Annotated in this window: 10 protein-coding genes; all 10 read right to left on the reverse strand. The window is 60.8% G+C overall.

Annotated elements, in window-relative coordinates; all coding sequences use genetic code 11:
* Window positions 1-78: 78 nt before the first annotated feature.
* A complete protein-coding gene (gene trpE, locus ACYZTM_RS12350) occupies window positions 79-1,560 on the reverse strand; it encodes an anthranilate synthase component I (protein WP_461988843.1) in 1,482 nt (493 codons plus the stop codon).
* A gap of 71 nt (window positions 1,561-1,631) precedes the next feature.
* The gene (locus tag ACYZTM_RS12355; protein ID WP_461988844.1) at window positions 1,632-2,450 is read right to left on the reverse strand and encodes a phosphoglycolate phosphatase; all 819 of its coding nucleotides are present in this window, start codon (window positions 2,448-2,450) and stop codon (window positions 1,632-1,634) included.
* On the reverse strand, window positions 2,447-3,121 hold the full coding sequence (rpe, locus tag ACYZTM_RS12360; protein ID WP_008035979.1) for a ribulose-phosphate 3-epimerase: 675 nt from the start codon (window positions 3,119-3,121) through the stop codon (window positions 2,447-2,449). Before rpe ends, ACYZTM_RS12355 begins: the two co-directional genes overlap by 4 nt.
* A 79-nt stretch (window positions 3,122-3,200) precedes the next feature.
* Window positions 3,201-4,349 carry an iron-containing alcohol dehydrogenase gene (locus tag ACYZTM_RS12365; protein WP_461988845.1) on the reverse strand — a complete coding sequence of 383 codons (1,149 nt, stop codon included), beginning with the start codon at window positions 4,347-4,349 and terminating at the stop codon, window positions 3,201-3,203.
* A 217-nt stretch (window positions 4,350-4,566) separates the two neighbouring features.
* On the reverse strand, window positions 4,567-5,391 hold the full coding sequence (locus ACYZTM_RS12370) for an ABC transporter permease (protein ID WP_461988846.1): 825 nt from the start codon (window positions 5,389-5,391) through the stop codon (window positions 4,567-4,569).
* Between the two features lie 12 nt (window positions 5,392-5,403).
* Entirely contained in the window at window positions 5,404-6,651 is a 1,248-nt protein-coding gene (locus ACYZTM_RS12375) for an ABC transporter permease (RefSeq protein ID WP_095127227.1), read from the reverse strand.
* Window positions 6,652-6,856: 205 nt separating this feature from the next.
* Complete coding sequence (locus ACYZTM_RS12380; protein ID WP_461966649.1) at window positions 6,857-7,900, reverse strand: ABC transporter substrate-binding protein; 1,044 nt, start codon at window positions 7,898-7,900, stop codon at window positions 6,857-6,859.
* A gap of 49 nt (window positions 7,901-7,949) precedes the next feature.
* The gene (locus ACYZTM_RS12385) at window positions 7,950-9,074 is read right to left on the reverse strand and encodes an ABC transporter ATP-binding protein (RefSeq protein ID WP_461988847.1); all 1,125 of its coding nucleotides are present in this window, start codon (window positions 9,072-9,074) and stop codon (window positions 7,950-7,952) included.
* Between the two features lie 327 nt (window positions 9,075-9,401).
* Entirely contained in the window at window positions 9,402-10,031 is a 630-nt protein-coding gene (locus ACYZTM_RS12390) for a response regulator (protein WP_003210977.1), read from the reverse strand.
* A 170-nt stretch (window positions 10,032-10,201) separates the two neighbouring features.
* Window positions 10,202-12,598 carry a PAS domain-containing sensor histidine kinase gene (locus ACYZTM_RS12395; RefSeq protein ID WP_461988848.1) on the reverse strand — a complete coding sequence of 799 codons (2,397 nt, stop codon included), beginning with the start codon at window positions 12,596-12,598 and terminating at the stop codon, window positions 10,202-10,204.
* Window positions 12,599-12,618 lie beyond the last annotated feature (20 nt).

Genomic DNA, 12,618 nt, shown 5'->3' on the forward strand with positions numbered 1-12,618 from the left:
CGTGTCAGTCGACATCAATGTTGAATGACACACCGCATTCGCGAGCAAGCCCGCTCCCACAGGGGGTTTTGTGTGAACTCAGGCGTCCGGGGTTTGTTCGGCCAGGGCCACGGCGCGGAACATGGCGCGGCGCTTGTTCAGGGTTTCTTCCCATTCCAGCGCCGGCACCGAGTCGGCGACGATGCCGCCACCGGCCTGCACATGCAGCTCGCCGTTCTTGATCACTGCGGTGCGGATCGCAATCGCGGTGTCCATGTTGCCGTTCCAGGCGAAATAGCCCACCGCCCCGCCGTAGACACCGCGCTTGACCGGCTCCAGTTCGTCGATGATCTCCATCGCACGAATCTTCGGTGCGCCCGATAACGTGCCCGCCGGCAAGATCGCCCGCAGTGCGTCCATCGCCGTCAGCCCGGCCTTCAATTGGCCAGTGACGTTGGAGACGATGTGCATCACGTTGGAATAACGCTCGATGACCATTTTCTCGGTGAGCTTCACCGAGCCGATCTCCGAAACCCGACCGGTATCATTGCGGCCCAGGTCGATCAGCATCAAGTGCTCGGCGATTTCCTTGTGGTCCGACAGCAGGTCTTTTTCCAGCGCCAGATCCGCCTCTTCGCTGGCCCCGCGTGGGCGAGTGCCGGCAATCGGGCGCACGGTGATCAGGTTGTCTTCGACCCGCACCAGCACTTCCGGCGAACTGCCGACGACGTGGAAGTCGCCGAAGTTGAAGAAGTACATATAAGGCGTCGGATTGAAGCAGCGCAGCGCCCGGTACAGATCGATCGGCGCGGCCTTGAAGTCGATCGACATGCGCTGGGACGGCACGACCTGCATGCAGTCACCGGCCAGGATGTATTCCTTGATGGTGTCGACGGCTTTTTCGTAATCGTCCTGGGTGAAGCTCGAGCGGAACACCGGATCAGCCGACTGTTGCTTGCTGAAATCCAGGCCGCGGCGCGGGGTGATCGGCTGACGGAGTTTTTCCAGCAGCTCTTCCAGGCGTGCCTGACCTTGTTCGAAAGCATCTGCCTGCGATGGATCGGCCAGCACGATGGCGTGCATCTTTCCGGCGAGGTTGTCGAACACCACCACCGCGTCGGAGACCATCAGCAGAATGTCCGGCACGCCCAGCGGATCCGGGTTCGGGCACTTGCCCAGACGCTTCTCCACATAGCGCACACAGTCGTAACCGAAATAACCCACCAGACCGCCATTGAAACGAGGCAGGCCAGGGATGGTCGGCACGTTGTAGCGGGCTTTGAATTCTTCGACGAAGGCCAGCGGGTCTTCGGCTTCAAGGCTTTCGATCTCGACGCCGTCGTGGGTCACGCTGACGTGATGGTCGTGAACCCGCAGCACGGTGCGGCACGGCAGGCCGATGATCGAATAACGGCCCCACTTCTCCCCGCCCTGCACCGATTCCAGCAGGTAGGAGTTCGGCTCGTCAGCCAGTTTCAGGTAGATCGACAGCGGCGTGTCAAAGTCGGCCAGGGTTTCGCAGGCCAACGGGATACGGTTATAGCCGGCAGCGGCCAAACGCAGGAATTCTTCGCGGATCATGGGGTAGCCTCGTGGCTTGAGGTGCTAACAGTCAGGTATGCAAACGCGCCGGAAAGCCGGCCAGAATCGAGTCAGGCGCGCCAACGCCAGCGGGCCAGGGCCTTGATGACTTTCATCCAGAGTTTGCGAGTGACCACCACGATGGCGTTTCCAGAAGGGGGTTGAACAGCGTCGGGCAACGTTATCTCAGCGGCCGGATCCAGGCAACCGGGAATTAGCTTGCGCAGGTCGTCGATCACCAGCGCCGGCGACTCTTCCGAAATCGGCCGGCCATGGTTGTAGCCATAGCTGAGGGCCACGCACTTGACCCCCGCCGCTTTCGCCGCCAGCACATCACTGCGCGAATCGCCGACAAACAGCGATTGCGAGGCCGGGATGTTGGCCATTTTCATCACGAAAAACAGCGCCGCCGGGTCGGGCTTCTTCTGCGGCAGGGTGTCGCCACCGATGATCCACTTGAAGTAGCGACCGATCTTCATCTGATCCAGCAGCGGCGCGACGAAGCGCTCCGGCTTGTTGGTGATCAGCGCCATCTCGACACCCTGCTTGTGCAGCCATCTCAGGGTGTCACGCACACCGGGATAAACCACGGTCAGATCATGGCTCTCGCTGTAAGCCTCCATGAAAATCTCCAGTGCGCCTTCGGCTTCACCGTCGTCGACCGTCGAATGGTCGATGCCACCGGCCAGCGCGCGGCGAACCAGCACCGGCGCGCCATTGCCGACCCACTCACGCACCGACTCGAGACCTGCAGGTTGACGCCCGAGTTTGAGCAGCATGTTATCCACAGCCAGGGCGAGGTCGGGGACCGAATCGATCAGCGTGCCATCCAGATCGAACATCACCAGCCGCGGCAGACGCCCCGGGAACAGCTGCTCAAAGCCACTCATGGACGAGCCAACGCCAGTTCGGAACGCATCTTTTCAATCACCTCTTGGTAGTTCGGTGCATTGAAGATCGCCGAGCCGGCGACGAAGGTGTCGGCGCCAGCCGCAGCGATTTCACGAATGTTGTTCACGTTGACGCCGCCATCGATTTCCAGGCGGATGTCCCGGCCGGAGGCATCGATCAGCGCGCGCGCTTCACGCAGCTTGTCGAGGGTGCCGGGGATGAACTTCTGCCCGCCGAAGCCCGGGTTGACGCTCATCAGCAAGATCATGTCGACCTTGTCCATCACGTACTTGAGCACGTCCAGCGGCGTCGCCGGGTTGAACACCAGGCCCGACTTGCAGCCGCCCTCGCGGATCAGTTGCAGGGAACGGTCGACGTGCTGCGTGGCTTCCGGGTGGAACGTGATGTAGGTCGCGCCGGCCTCGATGAAGTCACCGACGATGCGGTCCACCGGGCTGACCATCAGGTGCGCGTCAATCGGCGCGGTCACGCCGTACTTGCGCAACGCGGCGCAGACCATCGGGCCGATGGTCAGGTTTGGCACATAGTGGTTGTCCATGACATCGAAGTGCACGAAGTCGGCGCCGGCGGCCAGGACGTTGTCCACTTCTTCACCCAGGCGGGCGAAGTCGGCGGAGAGAATCGACGGAGCAATGACGAAGGGCTGCATGACGCACCTTTTTTGAGCAGAATCACGATGGCGCGCATTGTATACCGCATGCTTTGAAGCGCGCACCGTGACGCGATAATCAGTAGGCCGCGCGGTAGATCTTCTCGATATCGCCGGCACTCAATTTGCGCGGATTGTTACGCATCAAACGCTCAATCCCCGCAGCTTCTACCGCCATGGACGGGATCGCGTCCTCGGGAACGCCGAAGCTGCGCAAGCCTGGCGGGATCTCAACCGCCGCACACAACGCGGTCATCGCCTCCACGGCTTTGTCCGCCGCTTCGTTGGCGCTCAGGTGCGCGGTCTTCACTCCCATGGCTTCGGCAATATCCTGCATGCGCTCAACGCAGGCCATCTTGTTCCAAGTCATGACATACGGCAGCAGCAAGGCGTTGCTGACGCCATGGGCGATGTTGAAACGCCCTCCCAGCGGATACGCCAGCGCATGCACCGCGCCGACCCCAGCATTACCGAAGGCCATGCCGGCCATCAGGCTGGCGGTGGCCATGTCTTCCCGGGCTTGCAGGTTGGACGGGTTGGCGTAGGCCTTGGGCAGTGCATTGGCGATCAGCTTGATGGCGCCGATGGCCAGGGCGTCGGTAATCGGTGAGGCGTTCAGCGACAGGTAGGATTCGATGGCATGCACCAGCGCGTCGACGCCACTGGCGGCGGTGACACTGCGCGGGCACGTCAGGGTCATCTGCGGACTGACCAGCGCCACGTCCGGCAATAGATAGTCGCTGACAATGCCTTTCTTCAGCTGCGCAACCTTGTCGGAGAGGATCGCCACGTTGGTCACCTCCGAACCGGTGCCGGCCGTGGTCGGAATGGCGATCAGCGGCGGGCCTTTGCGTGGCACCTGATCGACGCCGAACAAATCCTCCAGCGCACCGTGGTAACCGGCGTAGGCCGCAACGCTTTTGGCGATGTCGATGGCGCTGCCGCCGCCGAGGCCAATCAGGCCGTCGTGCCCTCCCTCGCGGTAGACCCGCATGCAGTCTTCGACGATGGCAATTTCCGGGTCGGGCAGCACACGGTCGAAAATCTCGTAGGTCCGATCGCCCAGTTGCGCCAGCGCCAGCTCGACCGTGCCGGACTTGACCAGTGCTGCGTCGGTGACGATCAGCGGGTTGTCGACATCCAGGCGGGTAAGCTCGGCGGCCAGTTGCTCGATGGCACCTGCGCCGGTGATCAGTTTGTGAGCGATTTTGAAAGAGGAAAGACTCATCGTGCGCAGCCTCTTATAAGTAGGGGAGCTGGGCACAATAGTAGCTGGGGATTGGGGTTTGTCTGCTATTCAGGTTGTGAATGACCAAACATGGGGATATCACAAATCTAATGTAGGAGCGAAGCTTGCTCGCGAAGGGGCCATGTCAGTCAACATTGATGCTGAATGTGATGGCCTCTTCGCGAGCAAGCTTCGCTCCTACAAAATCAAAAGCTAATCAGACCTGAGCGGTGCGCAGTTTTTCGCTGCGGCCTCGCAGCCACTCAAGGGTCAGCAACAGGATCACCGAGAAGGCGATCAGCAGCGTCGCGGCGGCAGCAATGGTCGGGCTGAGGTTTTCGCGGATGCCGCTGAACATCTGCCGTGGCAAGGTCGCTTGTTCAGGGCCGGCGAGGAACAGCGTCACCACCACTTCATCAAACGAGGTCGCAAAGGCGAACAACGCACCGGAAATCACGCCAGGCGCAATCAACGGCAAGGTCACCCGACGGAACGCCGTCAGCGGCGAAGCGCCCAAACTTGCTGCGGCCCGTACCAGATTTTGATTGAACCCCTGCAACGTCGCCGACACCGTGATGATCACAAACGGCACACCCAACACCGCATGTACTACGATCAGCGAGAAGAAGCTGTTGCCCAATCCCAGTGGCGCGAAGAACAGATAACTCGCCACACCGATGATCACCACTGGCACCACCATCGGCGAAATCACCAGCGCCATCACCAGCGCCTTGCCCGGAAAATCACCTCGAGTCAGGCCAATCGCCGCCAGCGTACCGAAGATCATTGCCAGCACCGTCGCCGCTGGGGCAACGATGATGCTGTTCCTCAACGCGCGCATCCATTCCGCCGAGGCGAAAAAGTCGTGATACCACTGCAGCGAGAAGCCCTGCAGCGGGTACACCAGGAAACTGCCCGAGTTGAACGACAGCGGGATGATTACCAGCACCGGCAGAATCAGGAACAACAAAATCAAGCCGCAGAGAATCCGCAAGCTGTAGAACCACACCCGCTCAATGGGCGACATATAAGGACTCAGCATTTCGTTCTCCCCTTAGCTCAGGCGCAGGCGACTGGCGCCCACCAGCCAGCTGTAAATCAGATAAAGCACCACGGTCGCCAACAGCAGCAGCCCACCGAGTGCGGTCGCCATGCCCCAGTTGATGCTGGTGTTCGTGTAGAAGGCAACGAAATAACTGACCATCTGATCGTTCGGGCTGCCCAGCAAGGCCGGGGTGATGTAGTAGCCGATGGCGAGGATGAACACCAACAGGCAACCGGCGCCGACACCGGCATAGGTCTGCGGGAAGTACACCCGCCAGAAACTGGCGAACGGGTGGCAGCCCAGGGAAATCGCGGCGCGCATGTAAGTCGGCGAGATGCCTTTCATCACGCTGTAGATCGGCAGAATCATGAACGGCAGCAGGATGTGCACCATCGAGATGTAAACCCCGGTGCGGTTGAACACCAGCTCCAGCGGTTTATCAATGATGCCCATCGCCATCAGGCCACTGTTTATAAGCCCGCCCGATTGCAGCAACACGATCCACGCGGCGACCCGCACCAGGATCGACGTCCAGAACGGCAGCAGCACCAGGATCATCAGCAAGTTGCTTTGCCGTGACGGCAGGTTCGCCAACAGATAGGCCAACGGATAAGCCAGCAGCAGGCAGATCACGGTGATGATCAGCCCCATCCAGAAGGTACGGGCGAAGATATCGAGGTAGATCGCCTGGTCAGGAGTGGCCGGGGCGATTTCGCCGAGGTCGTCGATGCGGTGATCGACGGCCGCCAGCAAGTAGTACGGCGTGATGTTGCTGGTGTTGCGGCGCACCGCTTGCCAATAGGCCGGGTCGCCCCAGCGCTCGTCGAGGCCTTCCAGTGCTTCTTTATAGGAGGCCGGTTCGGTGGCGAACGGCAAGGCGCGGGCGGTTTTGGTCAGCAGGCTGCGGTAGCCGGCCAACTCCATGTTCAAGCGCTTGGACAGATCGCCCAGGGTCTGATTCTTGCGGGCTTCAGCGAGGTCTTCGCTGGCCGCCTTGTAAACCGGTTCTGCGGGCAGGCCTCGGCCGTCCCAACTGGCGATGGCCGCCACGGTGCGCGGCATGCCGCCGACCACTTCCGGGTTACCAACGCTTTTGTAGAGCAGCGCCACGATTGGCACCAGGAACACCAGCAACAGAAACAGCACCAGGGGCGCGATCAAGGCCTGAGCCTTCCAGCGGTTGATCCGCTCGGCGTGCTTGAGTCGCTGCTTCAAGGTGGGGTCAGTGCCCGCGTTCAGGGGAATGGCGGTGGCCATGGCGTACTCCGGAAATCTTTGATCGTTACAGAGGCGGCATTCCGTGACCGCAAGGCCACCTCTGTTCTTGATAACTACACATTCCCCCGTAGGAGCGAAGCTTGCTCGCGAAGGCGGCGTGTCAGTCAACATTGATGTTGAAAGTGCTGACGTCTTCGCGGGCAAGCCTCGCTCCTACAGGAGTGGATAAGCCCACGGGGTGGTCTTATTTGGCAGCCCAGGAATTGAAGCGCTGTTCCAGTTGCTCGCCGTTGTCAGCCCAGAAGCTGACGTCGATCTGCACCTGATTGGCGATGTTTTCCGGGGTGGTCGGCATGTCTTTCAGGACATCCTTGGCCAGCAACGGTACGGCCTGGATGTTGGCCGGGCCGTAGGCGATGTTTTCCGAGTAAGTCTTCTGCTGTTGTGGCTGCACCGAGAACGCGATGAATTTCTTCGCCGCTTCAGCACGCGCCTTATCCAGACCTTTTGGAATGGCCCATGCGTCGAAGTCGTAGATACCGCCATTCCACACGACTTTCAGGTTGCTTTCTTTCTGCACGGCAGCGATCCGGCCGTTGTAGGCCGAGCTCATGACCACGTCACCGGAAGCGAGGTATTGCGGCGGTTGTGCGCCGGCTTCCCACCACTGAATGCTTGGCTTGAGTTCATCAAGCTTCTTGAACGCACGGTCCTGACCGTCCTTGCCGGCCAGCACTTTGTAGACGTCTTTCGGCGCAACGCCGTCGGCCATCAGTGCGAATTCCAGGGTGTACTTGGCGCCTTTGCGCAGGCCGCGCTTGCCCGGGAATTTCTTGGTGTCCCAGAAATCCACCCAACTGGTCGGTGCGGAGGCCAGCTTGTCGGCGTTGTAGGCCAACACGGTCGACCACACGAAGAAACCTACGCCGCAGGGCTGGATCGCGCCTTTGACGTAATCTTCGGATTTGCCGAACAGCGCAGGGTCAAGTTGCTCGAACATGTCTTCGTCGCAGCCGCGAGACAGTTCCGGGGATTCAACTTCCACCAGGTCCCAGGAAACGCTTTTGGTGTCGACCATGGCTTTGACCTTGGCCATCTCACCGTTGTATTCGCCCGCCACGATCTTGCCGTTGCCTGCCGCTTCCCACGGTGCGTAGAAGGCTTTGACCTGCGCCGCCTTGTTCGCCCCGCCAAAGGACACCACGGTCAAATCCGGGCCCGCCGCCATCGCGTGTGCCGCACCGATCATGCCCATGACCAAAGCGGTGAATTTCAGGGATCTCAACATTTATTGTTCTCTCCACGTGCAGGGTTGGTGTTGTTGAAGCAGGGGGCGATCAATGCGCCTCTAAAAGTGGGTCGAGCGCGCGAACGTGTTCGACCTGCCAGCCAAGCGGTACCACGTCGCCAACCGCCAGCTCGGGATCGAGCTCGGCAATCGGTTGCTTCACGAAGAAGTCGGTCTTGCCGCAGACTTCCAGGCGCACCCGGACGTGGTCGCCCAGATAGATGAATTCCGCCACCCGCCCTGAGAAGCGGTTGACGCAGGACTCGCTGGAGCCGTTGAGGCTCACGCGTTCCGGGCGAATCGACAGCGTGACGGGTTCGCCGGTCTTGCCGACATTGACCGCCAGGGCTTCAACCTTTTCACCGCGACCGAGTTCGACGATGCAACGGTCGCCGGTCTGACTGTGCAAGCGGCCATTGAGGCGGTTGTTCTCGCCGATGAAATTGGCGACGAAGGTGTTTTTCGGCTCTTCATAGAGGGTGCGCGGCGCGGCGATCTGCTGGATCTCGCCTTGGTGGAACACCGCCACACGGTCGGACATGGTCAGGGCTTCGCCCTGGTCGTGGGTCACGTAGACCACGGTCACGCCGAGGCGCTGGTGCAGGTGTTTGATTTCCATCTGCATGTGTTCACGCAGTTGTTTGTCCAGTGCACCGAGGGGTTCGTCCATCAGCACCAGTTGCGGTTCGAACACCAACGCGCGGGCCAGGGCCACACGCTGTTGCTGACCGCCGGACAGTTGCGCCGGGTAGCGCTGGGCGAAGGCGTCGAGCTGAACCATGCTCAGCACCCGTTTGACCCGATCACTGACGTCGCTCTTGTTCAAGCCGCGCACGGTCAGCGGGAACGCCAGGTTTTCGGCCACGGTCATGTGCGGGAACAGTGCGTAGTTCTGGAACACCATGCCGATGTCACGCTTGTGCGGCGGCACGTTGTTGATGGAGCGCCCGGCCAGCTGGATTTCGCCAGCGGTCGGCGTTTCGAAACCGGCGAGCATCATCAGACTGGTGGTCTTGCCGGAGCCCGATGGCCCCAGCAAGGTGAGGAACTCGCCTTTGCGAATCTCCAGGTTGAGGTCTTTGACGATCAGGTTCTCGCCGTCGTAGCTTTTTTGCACTCCACGAAAGCTGACCAGAATATCGCTGGCCCCTGCGTTTGAATCGACCTGGCTCATACCCACACCTTTTTTGTTGATGACTGCTGTGGACTAAGCCTAGTGGACGCTGCCGACCACGCAAATCGGGGCGCAGGAGAGAATCGCCTCAGCCGGATGGAAGGTTGGGGGTAGGGATTGCCCTACAAGGATGGCGCGTTTTGACCAACACAGCGTCAAACGGTCAGCTGCAAGCCACAAGTAAAGGCAAAAGCGATTCGCAGGGATGTCGCAAATGGATATGCACCGCCCATCCCTGTAGGAGCGAGGCTTGCCCGCGAAGCTTTTGGCGTCAGTGAAATCGCCTTCGCGGGCAAGCCTCGCTCCTACAGGGAATGCATGCGATTTTTATAGGAGTTTGTGTTCCATGGCGTACTTCACCAGCTCAGCCAGGGAGGTGATGTTGAGTTTCTGCATCAGCCGCGCCTTGTGGGTGCTGATGGTTTTGCTGCTCAGGGCCAGTTGCTGGGCGATGTCATTGACGTTGGCGCCCTGGGCCAGGCGTTCGAACACCGAGAACTCACGCTCCGACAGCAACGAGTGCAACGGCCGCGAATCGGTCAGGCCGACTTCGAAGACCATGCGGTCGGCCAGGTCCGGGTCGATGTAACGACCGCCCGCCGCGACTTTGCGGATCGCCGTCAGCAGCAGTGCCGGATCGCTGTCCTTGGTTGCGTAACCCGCAGCGCCGACCTTCAACGCCCGGGCGGCCATTTGTGCTTCGTCGTGCATCGACAACACCAGGATGGCCGGCGGATTGTTCAGCGCGCGAATCCGCGGGATCGCTTCCAGGCCATTGACGCCCGGCATGGAGATATCCAGCAACACCACTTCGCAGGGCACATGCCGCAGGGTTTCGAGCAACTGCTCGCCATTGCTCGCCTCCCCTACCACTAGCAAGTCCTTGGCTAGGCCGATCAGTTGTTTGATGCCTTCACGGACGATGGTGTGGTCTTCGGCTACCAGTACACGGATCACGTTTTTCTCCATTCTTTTTATATCAGAGCCAAAATCTATCGTCGGAACGCCGCCCGGAGCAGGCTCGCTCCTACAGGGATTCGTGTAGGGGCATAGATAGCTGACACATCCCAATCCACTGTAGGAGTGAGCCTGCTCGCGAAGGCGTCAGTTCAGACACCACAAATACCTCAGGCTTCATTCACCGGCACCCGCACACTCAACGTCGTGCCCTCCCCCGGCTCACTCTCAAGCGACAACCGCCCGCCCATGATCAACACCCGCTCGCGCATACCGACCACGCCAAACGACGTCGGCCGACCGGTGGCGGGAACAAATCCTACGCCATCATCGCTGACGGTCAGACACAACTCGTCACCTTCCAGCTCCAATGTCAGTTCAACAGTATGCGCCTGGGCATGCCGCATGACATTGGTCAGGGCTTCCTGAAGGATTCGGAACAGTCCTATGGCCTTGGCATCACTGAGCACCGGCAGATTCTCGGGCACCTGCACCAGACACGGAATCTGCGTGCGCGCCTCGAAACGCCGGGCCTGCCACTCGATGGCCGAGGCGATCCCGGCATCGAGAATCGGCGGTCGCAACGCGGTCGCCACATCGCGCACCAGCTGGAACAGCTGCGCAATCAAGCGCTTCATGCTGTTCAAGCGCTCATTCAGACCAGGGTCGAGTTGAGCGTAGGCCAATTCGCACATGGAGGTTTCCAGCTTGAGCACGGTCAACATCTGACCCAACTCGTCGTGAACTTCCCGGGCGATGCGCGCTTTTTCCTCTTCCCGCACACTCTCCAGGTGAGCGGACAGCTCACGCAGTTGCTCACGGGAACTGGCCAGTTCAAGTTCGATGCGCTTGCTCTCGCTGATGTCCCAGACAATCCCGTCCCAGACATACGCACCGTCTTCGAGCCGTCGGGTGATGGCCTTGATCTCGGCCCAGCGTTGCTCGCCCGAACGCGTGAGAATCCGCCCTTGCCACGACCAGTCACTGTCCGTGTCCAGCGCATGGTCCTGAGTCTGGTGATAACTGGCCTTGTCGTCCGGATGCACCAGGCTGCGCAGGCCTTTGTCGCGGTGGGCCAGGGTCGCCGGGGAGTAGCCCACCAGACTCTCGCTGCCTTCACTGATGTAGGCAAAGTCGATCTGCCCTGTCACCGGCGCCCGTTCCAGGCGAAAGACCAATCCCGGAACGTTGGCGGCAATCCCCTGCAACCGCGCTTCGCTTTCCTGCAACGCAGCCAGGGCGCGACGACGTTCAGTGACGTCGTTGAGGTAGACCACCAGGTATTCGCCACCGCGAAAACGCATAAAACTCAACGAAACATCGGTCGGCAGGATGCTGCCATCCGCTCGCACGCAATTGGTTTCGAAACTTTGCGGCCCCTCTTCGCTGGCCCGGGCGCGCTTCCACAGGTTCAGCCAGCGGTCCATGTGCAGGCCCGGCTCGAAGTCGATCAACGGCCGATCCATGATTCCACCGGCCGGATAACCGAGCATGGCTTCAGCCGCGCGGTTGGCGTAGCGCACGTGACTGTCCCAGTTGACCCAGAGGATGCCGACGGTGCTCTGATCGATGGAAAACTGCGTCAGGCGCAATGCCTCTTCGCTGGCCTCGCGCAGGGCAATGTCCTCGCGCGCCGCCAATAACCGCTGCTCCAGACTGTGTTGCTGGCGGCGTTGCCAGAACACGATGGCCATGCTGCTTAGCATCAACACCGCCATCAGCAGGCAGAGGTTTTGCCAGAAGCCCGGGGACTCGGTCAGGCGCGGGTACTTGGGTTGCAGCCATTGGTTGTGCAGGAGCTCCAGGTCCTTGGCAGGGATCGCCCGCAGCGCGCTTTCAACGATGCCGGCCAGTTCCGGCTGGTCCCGACGCGTGGCCACACGCAGCAATTGCGGCAGGCCGATGTCACCCACCACGACCAGCCCGGCAAACTCAGGCTCCACGGACAGACGCCCCAACTGCGCTTCATCGACCACGGCGTAACCGGCCTGCTGACTCAGCAACAGCTGCAATGCCTGACGCTCGATGGGCACGCCTTGCAGGTTCAGATGGGGATAGTTGCCGCGCAGATAGTCGGCCGTCGCGCTGGGCATGCGCACAGCGACGCGGGTCTGGCTGTCGAGTTTTTCCAGTTCCACGGCAACGGTGCTTTTCTGGTCGCTGACCACCAGTTGCGGCACCCGCATGTAGGGGTCGGAGAATTGCCAGAGCCGCAGGCCGGCGGGGGTTTGGGTCAGCCCGGGGGCGATGTCGATTTCACCGTCGCGCGCAGCAGTTTCCAGTTGCGCAAGGTCGGGGAAATTACGCCAGCTCAGCTCGACCTTAAGGGCCTTGGCCAGCCATTTCATCAACTCGACGTTAACCCCGGACAGGCGCTGTAAGCGGCGATCGTATTGCGCGTAAGGCGCCTGCAACACCAACCCCACGCGCAATTCACCGTGCGTTGCCAGCCACTGTTGTTGCTTGGGCGACAAGGGTGCGACGTGCGCCGGTGGCGCGGACGCCGCCCAACTCATCAAGGGAAACCACAAACAGCCGATAACCCACAGGCAGCGAAAACGCATCATCGAAGTCTCACACACTGACA

The organism is Pseudomonas sp. MDT2-39-1, assembly GCF_054898085.1.